Below are 17,302 nucleotides of genomic sequence, written 5' to 3'. Positions count from 1 at the left end.
TAGTGGAATAACTATGGCAGAACTATTAAAAAATATCAGGGTAAGTGGTGAAAAAGTGATTTTGATAACTAATTGCAGTTCTTCCCCTGACAATGAGAAAAACAATCCTGCTTCCTCAATAGAACAACTTGCAAAAAGCGATGATTTTCTGGATGAAATAAGGCAGCAGGCGTTTGCAGCGGGCTTTCAGGAAGCAGAAGCAAAATATACTGAGGAGAATCGTTGCAAGATGCAGGAATCAGAGATGCAAGCCACCTTGTTAAAACAGCTTTTGACCCAGATACCTGTGGCATTGCAAACTTATCAGGAAACACTTCGTGACCAGATTGCAGACATCGTCTTATTAATTTGCAGGCAATTTTTTTCTAATCAGATTTCGAGCAAAGAAGCGATTTCTTTTCAGATTGAGCAGGCAATTAATCATTTAAATCATAAAGAAAATATAGAGATTTTTCTTCATCCCCAGGATCTTGCGCTTGTGCAGCATAGCAAATTGAAAATTGATTTCAGTGAGTGCCGGCATTTGAAGTTTATTCCTGATGAGACATTAATGCTAGGAGGATGTCGTATCCGTAATGATCATGGGTTGATTGATGCCAGCATTGAACAGCAAATTGACAAACTCAAACGAATGCTTGTTCAACTACGACAAAGGGTGCCGCAATGAAAAACTGGTCTGAATTATTACAACCAATTGAACGTATCGGTGAAATTGAACAATCGATTGGCTTACAACTGGTTGCTAAAGGTCCTCCTCAAGTCTTTGTAGGAGAAATCTGCGATATTCTTGGCAGCGATCAGCAGATCATCACCCAGGCAGAAGTCATCGGCTTTAATCAGGGAAAAGTCTATTTACTGCCATTTTCCCATACTGGCATCAGTATGGGCTTTAAAGTACGTGCATCAGGTCATGCCAGCAGGATTCAGGTGGGTGAACATCTTCTCGGCAAAGTCGTAAATGCATTAGCACGACCGCTAGAATCGAGCATCAGCGCTTCTTCTGAATCATTGGAGATTTCAGGTCATGCGATTAATCCCATGGATCGCGAAGCGGTGACAGAAAATATGATCACCGGAATCCATGCTCTGGATTGTCTGATTCCTCTCGGCAAGGGACAGCGCATGGGAATTTTCGCCGGTAGCGGCGTTGGAAAATCCGTATTGATGGGAATGATGTGCAGGCAATTGCAAAGCGACATTAACGTTATCGCCCTGGTAGGTGAACGTGGCCGCGAAGTGAATGATTTTATCACAGAGCATTTTGATGAACACAGCCGCCAAAAATCCGTATTGGTCGTTGCTTGCAGTGATGAATCAGCCATCATGCGCCGTCAAGCCGTCTTTACCGCCACAGCAATTGCTGAATATTTTTGTCGCAAAGGGAAACAGGTGATGCTATTTGTCGACTCCATAACCCGTTTGGCAATGGCGCAACGCGAAATCGGCTTAAGTCTGGGAGAACCGCCTACCAGCCGCGGATACACGCCCAGTGTATTTGCCCTCCTTCCAGGTCTGGTCGAACGAGCGGGTAATTTTATTGGGAAAGGCAGTATTACCGCGCTTTACACCGTATTGGTGGAAGGCGATGATTTCAACGAGCCCATTGCAGATACCATGCGCTCACTGCTTGATGGACATATTATCCTGACTCGTGAGCTGGCGCAACGCGGTCACTTTCCCGCCATTGATATTCTCCAAAGCGTTTCGCGTCTGAAAGATCATTTACTTCCCTCGTCACAAAATGATCTGGTTAAAAAAGTAATTCGGTTATTTGCACTGCATGAGCAATATAAGGATTTACTCGAACTGGGCGGTTATAAAACCGGTTCCAATCAGGAACTGGATTATGCAATTGCCCGCATTGATCCTTTGAAGAAATTATTCGCTCAACAAAAACAGGAGTCACTCCCTTTATCAGCCCTACTGACGCGCATTCAGGAGATTTTAGTATGAATCAGGCATTAACCAGCCTAATGACTCGATTAAAAAGTCAGCTTGAAGAGCTCAACACTGAGCAGCTGGCTCTCAAGGAAAAAATACAGACGCTGGATAAAGCAGCTCTTCTAATCAAATCAAGGCTCTTGGACGCATTGAAAATTCCTGCCTGTATTCTTCCAGAGCAGGAAATATCCCGGCTTCATTTTATTATCTCCGAACAGCAAAAGCATGACGATTTGCAGAATCAAAAAATGGATTATGAAAAACTTCTCTTCAGCTATCAGGAAAGCCGTCTGCGCCTCAGTACAGAGCTTAAACTGCTAAGGAAATACCAGGACCGACGTGAGCAAAATGAAAAAAAGACCCTTCAATTAGTACTTGAGAAAGAAATGGACGATTGGGCATTGCAAAAGACTCGGCGAAATTGTCGTCCAAGTGATTGCTAAATAAAAATTGATAGACAGTCCAATAAAAAATTGATAATAATACGCTGAACAAGGAAGACGATATGAAAATAACAAACCAACCTGCAGCTTTTGACGCATTTTACAGGCATTCCTCTGCCGCTAAACCCTTTTCATTGTGGCTTAATCAACATTCGCCCCAGGTAGACTCCTATTACGTTGAACATTTGGATCAACTTCAGAAAAATGATCTTCACTTTAAGAGCAATTTTTCAAAAGAAGAATATCAATATCCAGACTCTGGCCATGAAGCGAACTTAAATACTCCCGACAAATTAGTTTTGTCAGAACCCAAGGTTCCTTCCAGACAAATGCTGGCAGCAACGCAAACTGAAAAGCCTCCTTTTAGTAGAATAATTTATCTGGAAAATGATTTACGTGAATTTATAGACCACTATTTTGAACAGGAATGTTCGGGGTTCGCTTTTAATTCCTTTCGTTTTGGCAGCAGTACAAGGAAAGAAAGCCTTGCTCCTTCTTTATCAGCCCCCTCAATTCCCAAACGTTCTTTGGACCAGTTTCAACTGTTCATCGAGGATGGTGAAGTGCAGCTGGCTATTGGACTACCCGGGGAGTTCCTTTCACAAGCCAGGGAAATCAGCCGTCAGATTCGTCAGCTTATTAGTTCCAAAGGATTTTTATTAAAAAAGTTAGTCATTAATGGAGTAGTACAATGAGCAGCCCAGTTCAACCCGCACAGGAAAATATTATCAGTCAAACCGATTACTTACAGCTTTTCACAAAGGAGTTAACCTATCAGGATCCTCTAAAGCCTATTGATAACCGCGAGTTTATGGCACAGATGGCCCAGTTTTCCTCACTGCAGGAAGCGCGTAGTACGAATGAGAGTCTGAGGCGACTGCTTGAGCTGACAAGTAGCAGTCAAAGTCTGATGCTTTTGCAAAAATCAGTCAAACTGCGAGATAGCAATCAGCTCGGCAAAGTAATTGACATTGAATTTCCTGATGGCTCTCCTCCCCTTCTTAATATCAGCATCAATGGGGGCTATATTAAGAAAACACTGCTCGATGTGAGTGAAGTAAGCTAGGGAAATACAAATGAGCAATACTTATTACACCAGCATGAGCGGCATGATGGCAGCAAGTTATGGCTTGCAAAATACCTCCCATAATGTCTCCAATATGCAAAGCCCGGGATTTAAGCGCAGTGATGTCTTTTAATCCTCCCTGGGAAGTGATCACGGTCAGCAAGGTACAGGGCTTGGAGTTTCGATTAAGGGCCAGCAAACCAATTTTAAAGCAGGCAGTTATGTTAATACAGGCAATGCCGGGGATTTGGCTATTGATGGCAATGGCTTTTTCATCGTGCGCCTTCAAAGCGGAGAACTGCTGTACACGCGAGACGGTGAGTTTGGTTTCAATCAGCAGGGCCTTTTGTTTGACCAGCATAGCGAGGGATTGGTTATGGGCTATGATAAAAACCACCAACTCGTACCTATCCAGGAAAAAGGCCCACTTAAATATCCTGGAAAAGCCACCTCGGTCGTCAATCTGAAAGGAAATCTAGTCAGTAAACCAATCAAGGAAGATGCTACAGTACCAGTATCAGTGCCTGAGCCTGATAAAAATGACAGTAAGAAAGAGAATAAGTATGAGCCTATTCTATTCAATGTAGGCAGCATTTATGATGCAAACGGCAAAGTTCATCAAGTGACTATTGAGTTAGAACGCAGTGAAGATTCCCAGGTAAAATTCAATGATGGAGAAACCTGGACCCTAAAAAATATTCGCTGCTACGATGGCGATGTTACATTCAATCCCCAGGAACTGGTATTCGACAGTAATTCAGGCGGCAAAGGTAAAGAAGGCAGCAATTGCATTCGTTTCCTGCTAAACGGTACACAGTCGGTCTGCCTGCAACTGGGCGATCGCGACAGTAATGCCGAAAGCTCGGTGCAACTGGATAAATTTACATCAAACAACCCCTTCACTAATATCGAAGTGTATAAACAGGACGGTTATGGAGAAGGCCGGCAAATTGATTTCAGCTTTGATTTCAACGGTCAAATCACCTATTCCTACGACAATGGTCAGAAACTGCAAGGTTCTCATCTTGCATTGGCCACGTTCGATGATATGGAACATACGCTGGTACAAACGGAAAACAACCTTTTTCGTGTTAAAAATGACAAGTTTCGCCATATTGGTCTTGCCAACAAAGAAGGAAAAGGCAAGATTCAGCCCAAAACGCTGGAACAATCCAATGTCGACCCTACCACCGAATTTGCTCAAATTGTGGTGCTGCAAAGAATGTTTCAGGCCTGCTCGCAAATTATGGATATTGATAAACAATTATTGGAAGAGCTGTATAGAAAATGAATCAAACACTTAAACCTTATCGATTGATTAACCCAAGTGAAATTAAGAGGCTGAGCCAGCAGTTCCATAGGGTTTTGCAGGCCTGGAATGAAGTCTATACCCTGTCGACGGCATCAGTTTATTTGCAAAAAGCTCGCCCTGTCGAGGCAAGCCGAATGCTGTACCTGTATAATCAGAAAGGGGAATTAATCGGATTTATCCCCACCGCCTTTTTTGAAAATTTACAGCACGTTATTTTTGGAAGCAGCAGCTCGTGTTTTCGTGGTGTAAACGAACAAATCATTCATGAGTTGTTATCTGCATTATTTCAGCACAAGCATCTCTCCACACAGGAAGAACAGCTAAACAGTCGGGAGTGGTTTTACTGGGGTTCACCCTGTCTGGAATTAGATCTGACGTTTGGCCAGACCACTACAAGCCTTTTTTTTCATCCCCGCTGGGTTGTCGAGCAATTACCAGTGCTTTCCGGCAACACTCCCCTGTCGCCGCTTGAGAATAACTTGTCAAGCGAGCCACTCGAACTTGAGATCAAACTGCTTTCTTTTACTATGAACCTTGCTGATTTACTGACACTAAAACCCGGGGAAGTGATCAAAACAGATCATCCGCAAAATGAGGATCTGCTTTTAAAGCATCAGCAGCTCACTTTGTGTACTGTGCACAAGGGGATCAATGATGGCTATAAATCCATTCAAATAGCGAGTAATTAATATGACAACTCTGGTTAAAAAAATTCATTTCCCTGAACTGCAAGTCAAAGATACCACTGACACTGTTAAGGCCGATTACCTGGGACTACTGGGAAATGTTGAGGTGGAATGTCAAATCCGCATAGGCAGTCTTAAACTCACTATTGCTGAATTAAAGCAATTGACTCGAGGCAAAGTGCTTAATCTCTCACAGAAAACAAATGAGCCGGTTGATCTTCTGCTAAACAATCAAGTGTTTGCAAGAGGCGAGTTAATGAGCTGCGATGATTATTTTGCAGTGCAGATTCTCGAGGTTGCCCAATGAAAGTGCCATTGTTTTCTATGATTATTTTAAACTTTTTTAGCAAAGAAGCGTTTTCAAACTCGGCCTTAGCCTTTAAAACACCTGTAAACAGTGGAATGGGATGGCTCAATTATGGGCTTGCATTTTTTATTTTAAGCCTGGCTGTGCTGTTTTTACATCTTAAAAAAAATAAAAAACCATCCACCGGTTGCCGGTTGCTTGAAAAGACCTGGCTCAATAATAAAACCGTTATTTATCTTCTTGAATACCAGGAGCAGCGTTTTTTGCTGGCGGAAAACCAGAAAGGCCTCTGCTTTCATTCCCTGAAAGAGAGCCAGAAATGAAATACCTGTGCTGGATTGCGTTACTAGGCTATTCTCATTTTGCTGCTTCTGCGGACACCAGTTTCCTGGGCGCTATGTCTTTTAATCAGGAAACGATTGCGCCTGCACTTAAAGTTTTTGGCTTGCTGACGGTTTTAAGTCTTGCGCCCAGTATTTTGATTATGTTGACCTCCTTTACCCGCATCGTGGTTGTGCTGTCGATGCTGCGCACAGCACTTGGTTTACAACAAACACCCCCGAACACGGTGCTTATGAGCCTGGCTCTTTTCCTGACATTTTATACCATGATGCCAGTCGGAAAGGTCCTTTACTCCGAAGCTTATCAACCGTTTATGGAGCAAAAAATTAATTTTGAATTAGCCATCGATAAAGCGAAGGAGCCAATAAAACAATTTCTTTTTCATCAGACCCGTGAAAAGGATTTACAACTATTATTGGAGCTTGCGAAAGAACCACTACCTGATAACATTGACGAGATAAAACTGCTTCAACTAATCCCGGCATTTTTATTAAGCGAATTGCAAACCGCATTTCAAATTGGATTTATGATTTTTCTGCCGTTTTTACTAATCGATCTGATTGTATCGGGTTTGCTAATGACGATGGGAATGATGATGCTGCCTCCGGCGAGTTTGTCAGTACCAATAAAAATTCTGGTTTTTGTTCTTATTAATGGCTGGGATATCGTGATTCAATCTTTGGTGGAGACTATCAATTGAAACAATTAAATATCAAACAACTGCGTGAAGAAACGCCCGGTTCTGAACAAGTAATTCATTTTAATAACGCAGGTACCTCCCTGCCCCCCGCAGTGGTCACCAACACAGTCAAAAACTATCTTGATCTGGAGGCCAGCATCGGGGGCTATGAAGCTGAAGAGCTTAAGGCCGATGAGATTAACGGTTTTTACCGCAATATCAGCGAACTGATTAACTGCCAGCCTCATGAGGTGGCTTTCACCGAAAATGCTACTCGAGCCTGGGATATGGCGTTCTATAGTCTGGATTTTAAACCCGGTGATCGCATACTCACGGCCATGAATGAATATGCCAGCAACTATCTTTCTTTTTTGCATATGGCCCGGCAGAAAGGCGTAAAAATAGAAGTAATCCCTGATGACCGTGACGGGCAACTGGATTTAAATGCTTTGGAATCCATGCTTGACTCTTCGGTAAAATTGCTGGCGATTACTCATGTTCCCACTCAGGGGGGATTAATTAATCCAGCAATAGAAGCGGGACATCTTGCCAAAAAACAGGGCGTCACTTATTTATTGGATGCAACCCAGTCAGTGGGGCAAATGCCCATCGATGTTCAACAAATTGGCTGCGATTTTCTTTGCGGTACCGGGCGAAAATTTTTGCGAGGGCCAAGAGGTACTGGCTTTTTATATGCCAGCGAGCGCATCATCAACGATTGCAATCCACCTTTTATCGATTTACATGCTGCAAACTGGAGTTCATTGGATGCTTATGAACTCATGCCTGATGCCAGACGTTTTGAAACATGGGAACAAAATTATGCCGGGAAATTGGGCCTAAGCGCGGCAGTACGCTATGCGCTTGATATCGGCATGGAAAATATCTGGCAAAGAATCCAGCATTTATCCAGACTCTTTCGCAGTAAACTCGAGCAAATCCCCGGGCTTACGCTCCAGGATTTAGGAAAAGATCAATGCGGGATTATCACGTTTTCTACCAAAAACAAAACCCCTGCTGAGATTAAACAGGCACTGCGTGGACAAGGGATCAATGTCACCGTATCGGTGATGGAATTTGCCCGCCTGGATCTTCAATCCAGAGGACTTGATGCCCTGGTCAGAGCGTCGCTCCATTATTATAATACTGAGGAAGAGATAGATATTGTTTGCAAGGCGGTGGCTGACTTCGTTTCCTAATCCAGTGACTTTGTTTTCTTGTAACTCCCCAGGCACGTCATCCTGGACGCAGTGAAGGATCTCTGAATCCGGCTCAGTTCTAAGCAGTTTGAGATCCTTCCCTTCGCTACGCTCAGGATGACGTACCTGGGGAGCTGAAACCTGTTCAGCTGGTCCCAACGTCATCCTGAACGCAGTGAAGGATCTCCTGAATCTGGCTCAGTTCTAAGCAATGAGATCCTTCGCTACGCTCAGGATGACGTACCTGGGGAGCTGAAACCTGTTCAGCTGGTCCCAACGTCATCCCGGACGCAGTGAAGGATCTCCTGAATCCGGCTCAGTTCTAAGCAGTGAGATCCTTCGCTACGCTCAGGATGACGTACCTGGGGAGCTGAAACCTGTTCAGCTGGTCCCAACGTCATCCTGAACGCAGTGAAGGATCTCCTGAATCTGGCTCAGTTCTAAGCAGTGGGATCCTTCGCTACGCTCAGGATGACGTACCTGGGGAGCTGAAACCTGTTCAGCTGGTCCCAACGTCATCCTGAACGCAGTGAAGGATCTCCTTAATCTGGCTCAGTTCTAAGCAGTGAGATCCTTCGCTACGCTCAGGATGAGGTATCTGGAGTTACGTTTTCTTAAAAGGTTTACCATGCACGATAATATAGAAGAAATAAAACAAAAAATAAAAAAACTTGAGGAACAGCTTAAAAGAGCAAATTCAATATTATCGTTGCTTTCAGGGCCGGTGGATGAAGAGGAAATAAAAGAACAATTATTTAAAAATCGTATAAAACTCGCAACACTTTATAAAAATGGCCAGCACTATAATGAAGCATTCGATCTCCTAATCATTATTTATAAGGCTCGAAATCTGGACTCAGAGGCTGCAGTCTCCTATATCGAGGTATTAGAAGGCCTTGTTGAATGTACTAAGGCACTGAATAAAAAAGAGGAATGCAAAAAATATCTTTGTGAATTATTAATCAGATTATCATCGACAACTCAGACAAAATATAAAGAGCAGATAATTAAGTATCTGGAGGAATATGAAAGCCAATTATCGGCTCAGGAGACGATAGATCTCATTGATCTAATCCTGAAAAATCTCAATAGTGTTTCCTGGACAGGCTCGAAAGTATACAGCTATGCAATGAATCTTAAAATTAAGATTTTAAGTCAATTAAAGCAATTTGAAGAATGTTACACCTGCTTAAACCTTCTGGCAGAACATCAGTCTACCCGCAATAACCGAATTAATATTAACAACGATGCACTTATTGCTCATTTAAATGCGTATAGCCTGGCATGCATCAAGGGCTATTCGATAAAGGAGTTTAGTCAGAAACTTATAAATAGTTATTATCAAAAAATGTCGAATGGAGAGGAGTTTTTTTTTGAGCCTGAAGTGACTGAAAACAAAATGCAGTTAATCAAAATTGCCTTCCTTTTTAATCATTTAGAGGTATTACCCCCTTCATGGTTTCCCCCTTACAAAGTGAAAAAGCCCCAGGCAGAGCTTCTAAGAGAAGGAATAAGCGAGGTGAGTACGGGTCAGAGTCACTTGCAACCATTATCTTATGCCCCTGAAGAAGAGATTCAGCCCCCACTAGAGCCAGAGCCTGTACCTGAATATATAAAAATCAGAGAAAAAATAACACTCGCCTGGGATAAGCACGGGGTAGCCGGTTATACTGATGAAACGCAATACATTGTAGAGCAATTATTCATCCCCAGATCGCTTTCCCCAAAACAATTGGAAGAAACCGATCTTAAGTTACCGCGAGGCGGCATATTATATGGTCCCCCCGGCACAGGTAAAACATTGATAGCCCGCACTATTGCTAATGACTTTATTGGGAAAGAGAATGTGACGGTTATTAATGGGCCTGCTTTAATCTCAAAATATGTAGGCCAGTCAGCTGAAAATCTTCGCCGCATTCTGGACGAAGCGAAAAAAAAACCCGGGGTAACCCATGTGGTTATTATCGATGAAATGGATGCACTGGTTTGCTCTCGCGACAGCTCTGGCGATGATCTTAATAGACAAATTAAAGCCGATTTAACTACGACACTTTTAACCTATCTTGATGGGGTAGATGCCATTGAGAATCTGATGATTATTGGTTTAACCAATTATTTTGAACGTTTGGATGAAGCGCTAATACGTCCCGGGCGTCTTGATGTACATATTAATATTGGATTGCCAAATTATAAGGATCGCCTGGCTATTTTGAGCCTGTATTTGTGCCCTCTTCAGAAAAAAAATAAAGTTCAGGCGTCATTGGACATTGAAATGCTTGCACAAAAATCGGAGGGATTAAGCGGTGCCGGCATAAAAGCCTTTATTGACAGCGCTATGAAGCGATTTGGTATCTCTCAACTCGTCAGTTTTGATAATGGCAAGTATAAAATTGAAGACTCAAGCCAGATTATTCCGCTTAATGATGCACAGTTTCTGTGCTGTCTTGATGATGCGCTTAAAAATAATCGGCGGAAAAAAACGGAGCAGGAATTATTGCAATCACGCGTTTTCTGCCCCTGGAATGACTCTCTGCAAAAAAATATGTCAGATCTGCTTGAGAAAGAAAGCAACTTTGCTTATTTAAGCCCGATGATTGTGAATGTCACAGGAAAACAGGGTACAGGAACCACAACTTGTGCTTTAAATCTATTCCCGGAACAACCTGATAAAATCGTGTATATGAAAGCGGGAGAACTCGTTAATTTACCCCCTAAAGACCAGGAAAAATATATTGATGACCGTTTTTATAAGGCTCTAAACCAAGAGCAGGGTGTTTTAATAATTGACAATATTGAAGATATTACTTCCTGCCACTTTAATCCCCGTATTTATCTGCGTGATAAATTAAAAATGCCGCTTGATGAGGGCGAAACATTGAGAGTGGTGATGGTGAGCAAAAATGTGGAATCTGTTCAACAGCTATTTAATGGGCAAATTGCTTGCGATGAGACAATAAGAATGCCGGCTACAATCCAAAAACCCGAGATTTCAACCTTAATTAAGGCGTTGAAATTAGAAATAGACATTCGCGAAACACCTGTGAAACTTACTGCCAGGCTGACTATCAGTGAATTAAAGAATTACTTGTTAACTTTTTGCAATCGATATCAATCTGTTGAACGGACATTGGAAGGTTTTTTAAATTATGTGAACTCTCCTTTTCCTGCTCTAAAAAGTGCTTCAAACGTGCATAGAATATTTAATAAAAACCAGACGCCAAGGCCTGTCAGCCTCTCTGACAAAGATAATTCCAGTTCAACTCCTTCAAATGGAATCGCAATTTCAAATGAATGATTAATTATTGACATTTTTTAAGCCTCTATGGTACGTTCGCGTTATTAATTCACATTATGTCCAATGGTGGCACATTAACTCTGGATAAGCGTTTGTAGAAACACTCTTTAACTAATCAAGTAAAGATTAAAGCAGAAGCTAACCAGGATAAACTTTTCGGTCACCACGTCATCCCGAGCACAGCGAGGGATCTCCGGCACCAGGCACTTATTTAAGGGAGATCCCTCGCAGGCGCTCGGGATGACGTCGGGCTTGACTCCTCATTGGGGTCTCCGTTGGTATGCTAGGAATATAAAAAGTTAATACATATCCTTTTAATCAGAGGCAGCATTCAGGTAATTCTCAATGTCTAAAGATATCAAAATTCTCGTAATTGGTGCTGGAGTAGCGGGTCCAGCTATTTGTTATTGGCTGAAAAGATTTGGGTTTTCGCCATGTTTGATTGAGAAAGCTGCTTCCATTAGAACAGGAGGGCAAGCCCTGGATGTTCGCGGCATAGCCACTCATATCGCCAGAGATATGGGTATCTATGAGCAGATATGTAATATGCGCACGCGAATTGAATGCGGCCGCTATGTTGATTCAGAAGGTAAGGTTTTGCACGAAGTACAGGGTGAGGAATTTGGATTCAGGCAAGATGACGAAGTGGAAATTCTTCGCGGTGATTTGGTTGAAATTCTCATGAGCACTATCACTGATGTCCCTTGTGATTTTGATCAATCCGTCATACGCATGGAGCAGAGTGCTGATGGCGTGCTGGTTCATTACAATGATGGCAAAGTGATTAATTACGACCTGGTGATTGCCGCAGATGGCATACACTCCGCTACCAGACGCATGATTTTTAATAAAAATGAATATCAACTGGTTCACCTGGGTTCCTATCTTAGTACATTTACTATTCCGAATTATCTTGGATTGAGTCACATAGACCTGGAATGTGAAGCCAATTGCAAAATGGTATCAATCAATAGCGATAACAATCCTGAAATCGCGAGAGCAGGGTTTATGTTCCGCTCAGAGCAGTTGCTCAAAAATCCTCGAGATGAGCAGGAACAAAAACAATTCCTGTGTGAGAATTTTCGTGATTTTGGCTGGGAAACCCAAAATATTTTAAATCGAATGCCAGAAAGTGATGATTTTTATTTTGACGCGATTATGCAAGTCAAAATGAATAGTTGGACCAAAGGGCGAATTGTGCTGGTCGGTGATGCGGGCTACTGCCCTTCTCCCTTATCCGGGCAAGGTAATAATTTGGCTTTTGTGGGAGCTTATATCCTGGCGGGAGAATTAAAAGCTGCGAATGGAAATTATATGCAAGCGTTTGCTCGTTATAATGAGCTGCTGCGTCCCCTTGTTGATGCCAATCAGGAATTTGGTGTCTGGGTGAGCAAATCTTTTCTGGTAGATGATGAAGTTTCCAAGGAGATTGCAGAAGAACGCTCGAACAAAGTCCTGGGGATGATAAAGTCAGTCTCAAATGCGATTAGTTTGCCTCAATATGAGTAACTCTATTGAACAACTCATTTAGTGTATCAAACCTATCCCGTAGATAGAATTTACACCATCGATTTAAGGCGAGCGCGAAGACTAATTTCAAAAGCCAATATGCTCAACCATTGCACAAAGTGAACAATTAAATTATTATATAGCCATTACGATAATCACTAAGATTTACGAAAGAACACAATGGATAAAAAAGAGCAAATATTTTTCAATAGCATTGAGACCATTTTCCCACAATTGATCGACGATTATGAAGCAGCAGGGGCTGCGCATACTCTCCATGAAAAAGCCATACATGCCTATACTATTCGCAGCTTCAAACTGCTTCGCAGCGTTTTACAATCGGAGAATCCAGTAGCGGCACTCGAACAAGCGCTGATTGAAAACTGGAATCTCATAACCGGTAACATGCTTTGCTATACGGCATTACCGCATCATCCAGTCACTAAAATCTGGTGCGAAGCGGCCAAAGTCGTTGCTTCCAGCAAACCGCATTCAGAAAGTGGAGAACCGGCAAATCCTCTGTTATTTTTAATTCCCAGCCTGCAATGCGTCGAGTCAGTGTATGATGACTATCCTTATTTAGTACCAGCCCTTAACCAGGAAAAAGAATGGGATATGGATCTGATTCATATTCTTTCTACTCACATATTAAATGATGCTGGCACTCACTTGCTGCCATTGCGTGCGATGCTGGTGTTTAACGAAAATGCTGGTACGCCCAGGATATATAATCCCTATATTGATGATAAAACTGAACCCAGTTCAGTCGAAATGAACAGTAATGAAATTTATCGATTGGCTCAGCACTGCTTTGCATCCCAGACGATTTATGAAACCAAACAACGGCTCGACGCACTGACATTAAATGATGGCAATTTGCTTGGTCAGCTCAATCTCTTACGCCAGAAAATGCGGGAAAATAGCGTCCATGGCATTGGAAAGGAATTAACCGCAGGTCAATTCTTTGATAAAAATATCTTTGATTTTCTGTCCTGGTATGATCAACTGGATGACCACAGTGTAGAGCCTGAAAAAGTCAGGGATTTTATCCAGAAAGTGCGTGAGTTTACTGCCCCTGGTATTAAAGCTTTCGACAAGGATCTGATTGTTAAAATTATAAAGGCAGTTGATAAATTGCCATCCGAAGTCAAGAGTATATTTCAGAATTATATCAACCCCCTAAAGCCCTTAGTGGAAATGAACGAACCGAATGTGGATCAACTAGAACAGGCACGTCAGGTTATTTATGAGGTTCTTTCAAAATTGGGAGTTATTTCTGGTGAAACCTCCGATCCAGTCACTATTCCCCCGACACTTTTTATATACCTCTCCAGACTGAGGACCTTTGCATTTAAAAAAAATAACCAGGAAGATCCAAATACCTGTCTGAAAATTTTAGGGGATAAGCTAGAAGAACTGATAAAACAACATGCTCCAATATTAAGTAAAATCGGCATCAGTAATGAGAAGAAACAATTATTCATTGCTGAAGTAGTCCAATCATTTAAAGATGCAAAAGCCGCCTTAAAAAGTAAACTCAATGAACATAAAGAATTAAATGGCTACGACAAGCTTAAATTAAGTCTCGATCTCTTGAATAAATTTTCCTTAAAACCCAGTTTTACTCATCCCCAGGATTTTGAAGTTCTTGAATCCCTGAAAGAAGAGGAAATTGGAGCCATTTGTTCTGACAAAGAGACAGCAGATTCATTACTAAATCCAGAAAATACTGAGCCACTAATCCTTTTTGCATTGACCACATCCCCTGCTAAATTAAATGCGCTCATAGGCGCTTTAAGTCAATCACTGCTTGATGGGGATAATAAAAAGCTGGATCGTTTAGTTCCTTTACTTCTTCATCTTTTTAGTGCTTTGGACATAGAAAAGTGCAAGGGTATCTGCGAGCAGATAAAACAGTATTCCACTAAACTCTGTATTTTAAAGACAGGTAAATTCACAAACCTGGTGGACAAACTTGATTCAGATAAACAAATTGTTATTTTGGATTCAATACGAGATGAACTGCCAAAATCGATCACTAGCAACGCATCTTTCTGTAAAATATACTCACTGTATATTCTGGAAGGTACCCCGCAACAAGAAGCTTTATTCAATGGTATGAGAGGGAAGCTTTCTGGATTGCCAAAGAGCATAGGTGAGTGGGCCCATCTTTATAAAACGCTTTTACCCGCTCATCGAGAACTTGTATTTCCTGAGGGATTAAAAGAGAAAATAGATAAAATAAAAAGTCTTAATGATTTTATTAAGACCTATGCCTCACTCAGCTCTGATGAAGCAGCGAATTTGTTTTTAGTACATAAAGAGCGTTTCCCGGTTTGGGTCAAAACCTCCCGACATTTGTTACAGTTATGCAAAATCCTGACCCAGGAGCACTTTAATGAATTGCTCGATATCATACCAATAGACAAGCTCAAGCTTCAGCTTAAGAAAAAAGTAACTCCTGAAGAAATATATTCTGTGTTTGATAAAAAGTATGAGGGATCAATACCCCATAGATCCCTTTTCCTGCTGATTCCATTAGCAGATCCCGACGCTATTCTCTCTTTCCAGTCTTTACTACACGCTATTAAACCTATTGCCGCTGAGCAATTACGGCTAATCAATAAAGCAACTTCACCTGCCTATCTCAGTGCGGTAGCAGAAATTACTCCCGAGCATGAAGAAAAGCTTAACGAGACAGAGCGTCTCTTTTTGCGTAAGTCACGAGAACAAATTGAAAATCTTTTTCTAAGCATTAAAGAGTGCTTACCAAAACTTAGCTGGGATACGATTTCGACTCTTTCTTATGTGCTTAAATATTGCAATATTCAACAGAGAGAATTGATATTTCGCCAATTCATCTTGCCACACTTAGGTTCCCTCGTAGCTCCTGCAGCAAACTGGGGTATCTTATTAACTCATCTTTCACCTGCTCAGCGTGAAACAGTTAATGATTTTGTCTATAGTAACCTTGTGCTTTCAGACTTATTCAGGGGAGCTAATGATTTCATCTGGGGCCCCATGCAATTTTTGAATGAGGGGCAGCGTTCTCATATTCTCAACACCCTTAAACAGGAATTAACATATTCGATTAGTTCTTTCTCTGATCTATCGAATTTTATAAGCCTTAATGAGCTTTCAAATAAAGAGTGCCGGTTAGTATTTGAGCTATTTAGAAAGAAAATTACCAGCTGGGTTGATAAAAATGCTTATAAAATTACCGTCCTTTTTGCTCATTTAGATGATGAGGGGCGCAAAGAAGCATTTAAACTGCTAAAGAGATTTATACCTAACGAGTTTACATTTTTAATGGATTTAATTTCTATTTCACGTTTTTTAAGCAAAGAGCAGATAGATGCTATTGCACCTAAACTGACCATCAAGTCCATTAGTAATTTGACTTTTTCGGCACTGGACCGTCTTGAGTTACATGAACGCGAGCCGGTTATAGATAAAATATTTGATTTTCTCCCGGCGGAAATTAAGTCGCTGGAAAATTTTATATTGCTCAGCAGCTATTTAAACCATGAACAATGTTACAAATTGTTTTTGACAGTATTTCCCCAATTGTCATCCAGTTTAACCACAACAGCTTCTTGTCTTGAATTTCTGGAAAGACTCAAGATTGAGCAGTCATTCATAATTTCGCCTCTTCTGATTAAAGCAAGACCAAAGGAAACTGCCCAAGCTATTCTTTTCACTATGCTTGGATTTCTTGGCGACAATCGAGTAAACTTCAACACTTTTTGCAATAATCAGCTGCAATCCTTACCGAATTTGCTCAGCTCTGTTGAAGACGTCATTTTCTTTATGAAAAGACGTATGTTTTTTAATATTGGACTATTCCTCGAAGCCGCCCAACCCCTCTTGGCAGCCCTCAATCCATCCACAAAGGAGTGTGACGAGTTAATATACCGTCTTGAAACCGGGGAACTTCAAACCCTGTCAAGGTATTTACCCGCGCTTAAAGAGGTCATTCCAAATGATTCACCTGGGCTAAATCCCCAATCATTTTTTGGCAGTAGAAAACGCAAAGCGAACGAAGAGCTGGCTGCGCCAGGTAAACGACATCGCAGAAACGAACTCTCTGATATGGGAAAAAGCTATCAGGTTTCATCCTCAGAAAAAACACCGGATGACTTATATTCCTCACAGCCACCAATGCAGGCATTGCTGGATGATTTGTTTCCTGGCATGCCAATGGAGACCGATGAGGAACCAAGTCTGAATTTTAGGAGACAATAATCCACTCCCGACGTCATCCCGAGCGCAGCGAGGGATCTCCCTTAAATACGTGCCTATGCCGGAGATCCCTCGCTATGCTCGGGATGACGGGGGGACCGAAAGGTTTTTGTATTCCTGGCATACCTACGGAGACCCAATGAGAAGTCAAGCCTGACGTCATCCCGAGCTGAATGATCCCCACGAAAATTACCATTTTCTGCTCAATTCATTTTGAATGATTTGAGCAAGTGGTTCATCGTGGAATTTAAGATACTTAAATCCATCATGCTCAATAATTA

The 17,302-nt window shown here is 41.8% G+C and carries 14 protein-coding genes; all 14 read left to right on the top strand.

The window, feature by feature from the left end:
• The first annotated feature begins 13 nt into the window (after positions 1–13).
• The 14 genes from E1O89_RS00070 to E1O89_RS00005 all read left to right on the top strand — a co-directional run bounded on the left by E1O89_RS00070 (position 14) and on the right by E1O89_RS00005 (position 17,024).
• Positions 14–667 carry a FliH/SctL family protein gene (locus tag E1O89_RS00070; RefSeq protein ID WP_133138401.1) on the top strand — a complete coding sequence of 218 codons (654 nt, stop codon included), beginning with the start codon at positions 14–16 and terminating at the stop codon, positions 665–667.
• The gene (locus E1O89_RS00065) at positions 664–1,953 is read left to right on the top strand and encodes a FliI/YscN family ATPase (protein WP_133138400.1); all 1,290 of its coding nucleotides are present in this window, start codon (positions 664–666) and stop codon (positions 1,951–1,953) included. The genes E1O89_RS00070 and E1O89_RS00065 overlap by 4 nt, the downstream gene beginning before the upstream one ends.
• On the top strand, positions 1,950–2,384 hold the full coding sequence (locus tag E1O89_RS00060) for a hypothetical protein (RefSeq protein WP_133138399.1): 435 nt from the start codon (positions 1,950–1,952) through the stop codon (positions 2,382–2,384). The genes E1O89_RS00065 and E1O89_RS00060 overlap by 4 nt, the downstream gene beginning before the upstream one ends.
• A 62-nt stretch (positions 2,385–2,446) precedes the next feature.
• The gene (locus tag E1O89_RS00055; protein ID WP_133138398.1) at positions 2,447–3,079 is read left to right on the top strand and encodes a hypothetical protein; all 633 of its coding nucleotides are present in this window, start codon (positions 2,447–2,449) and stop codon (positions 3,077–3,079) included.
• Positions 3,076–3,450, top strand: coding sequence for a flagellar hook assembly protein FlgD (locus E1O89_RS00050; protein ID WP_133138397.1), 375 nt, complete (start codon positions 3,076–3,078; stop codon positions 3,448–3,450). Before E1O89_RS00055 ends, E1O89_RS00050 begins: the two co-directional genes overlap by 4 nt.
• Positions 3,451–3,589: 139 nt before the next feature.
• Positions 3,590–4,741: a flagellar hook-basal body complex protein gene (locus E1O89_RS00045; RefSeq protein ID WP_133138396.1), complete on the top strand. Its 1,152-nt coding sequence runs from the start codon at positions 3,590–3,592 to the stop codon at positions 4,739–4,741.
• The gene (locus E1O89_RS00040; protein ID WP_133138395.1) at positions 4,738–5,451 is read left to right on the top strand and encodes a FliM/FliN family flagellar motor switch protein; all 714 of its coding nucleotides are present in this window, start codon (positions 4,738–4,740) and stop codon (positions 5,449–5,451) included. Before E1O89_RS00045 ends, E1O89_RS00040 begins: the two co-directional genes overlap by 4 nt.
• Position 5,452: 1 nt before the next feature.
• Positions 5,453–5,755 (top strand): FliM/FliN family flagellar motor switch protein, encoded by a 303-nt coding sequence (locus tag E1O89_RS00035; protein WP_133138394.1) that lies wholly within the window; start codon positions 5,453–5,455, stop codon positions 5,753–5,755.
• Positions 5,752–6,078 carry a hypothetical protein gene (locus E1O89_RS00030; protein WP_133138393.1) on the top strand — a complete coding sequence of 109 codons (327 nt, stop codon included), beginning with the start codon at positions 5,752–5,754 and terminating at the stop codon, positions 6,076–6,078. Before E1O89_RS00035 ends, E1O89_RS00030 begins: the two co-directional genes overlap by 4 nt.
• A complete protein-coding gene (gene fliP, locus E1O89_RS00025) occupies positions 6,075–6,797 on the top strand; it encodes a flagellar type III secretion system pore protein FliP (RefSeq protein ID WP_133138392.1) in 723 nt (240 codons plus the stop codon). The genes E1O89_RS00030 and fliP overlap by 4 nt, the downstream gene beginning before the upstream one ends.
• The gene (locus E1O89_RS00020) at positions 6,794–7,975 is read left to right on the top strand and encodes an aminotransferase class V-fold PLP-dependent enzyme (RefSeq protein WP_133138391.1); all 1,182 of its coding nucleotides are present in this window, start codon (positions 6,794–6,796) and stop codon (positions 7,973–7,975) included. The genes fliP and E1O89_RS00020 overlap by 4 nt, the downstream gene beginning before the upstream one ends.
• Before the next feature lie 628 nt (positions 7,976–8,603).
• Positions 8,604–11,270, top strand: coding sequence for an AAA family ATPase (locus E1O89_RS00015; protein WP_165483018.1), 2,667 nt, complete (start codon positions 8,604–8,606; stop codon positions 11,268–11,270).
• Between the two features lie 345 nt (positions 11,271–11,615).
• The gene (locus tag E1O89_RS00010) at positions 11,616–12,779 is read left to right on the top strand and encodes a tetracycline destructase (protein ID WP_133138389.1); all 1,164 of its coding nucleotides are present in this window, start codon (positions 11,616–11,618) and stop codon (positions 12,777–12,779) included.
• Between the two features lie 180 nt (positions 12,780–12,959).
• Positions 12,960–17,024, top strand: coding sequence for a hypothetical protein (locus E1O89_RS00005; protein WP_133138388.1), 4,065 nt, complete (start codon positions 12,960–12,962; stop codon positions 17,022–17,024).
• Positions 17,025–17,302: the final 278 nt, after the last annotated feature.

This window comes from Legionella genomosp. 1 (assembly GCF_900640215.1).
GTDB lineage: Bacteria > Pseudomonadota > Gammaproteobacteria > Legionellales > Legionellaceae > Legionella_C > Legionella_C quinlivanii_A.
The sequence above is the reverse complement of the archived record's forward strand: the minus strand, read 5'-3'. Positions and strand labels throughout refer to the sequence as shown.